The sequence below is a fragment of the Pseudomonas sp. 32_A genome (assembly GCF_017490905.1).
GTDB classification, from domain to species: domain Bacteria; phylum Pseudomonadota; class Gammaproteobacteria; order Pseudomonadales; family Pseudomonadaceae; genus Aquipseudomonas; species Aquipseudomonas inefficax.
In genome coordinates this window covers 1-342 of sequence record NZ_JAFGYI010000423.1, presented here as the reverse complement: position 1 = coordinate 342, position 342 = coordinate 1, and the positions used below count along the sequence as shown (strand labels likewise).

At 60.5% G+C, this 342-nt stretch carries 1 protein-coding gene; it reads left to right on the top strand.

What is annotated here, in order from left to right:
- Window positions 1-342, top strand: a 342-nt coding sequence (locus J5M58_RS27325) for a contractile injection system protein, VgrG/Pvc8 family (protein WP_306795269.1), incomplete at both ends; no start/stop codon positions are given.

Genomic DNA, 342 nt, shown 5'->3' with positions numbered 1-342 from the left:
CTGGCCAGAGTGACTTCGAAGTGGTTTCGTTCGAACTCGACGAAATGATCAGCTCACCGTTCCAGCTGAAGCTGGAATTGATCAGTTTTGAAGACGAGGTCGACTTCGGCCAGTTGCTCGACAAACCGGTGCTGTTCACGATCTGGCGCGGTGAGCGCCCCCTGCGCTACGTGCATGGCCTGGTCAGCAGCTTCAGCCAGGGCGAGACGGGGTTCTATCGCACCCGTTACCGCGCCCTGGTCGAGCCCGTGCTGGCCCGTGCCGGCTTGCGCTCGAACTGGCGCATCTTCCAGCAGAAAACCGTACCGCAGATTCTCGAACTGATGCTCAGGCGCCAGGGCA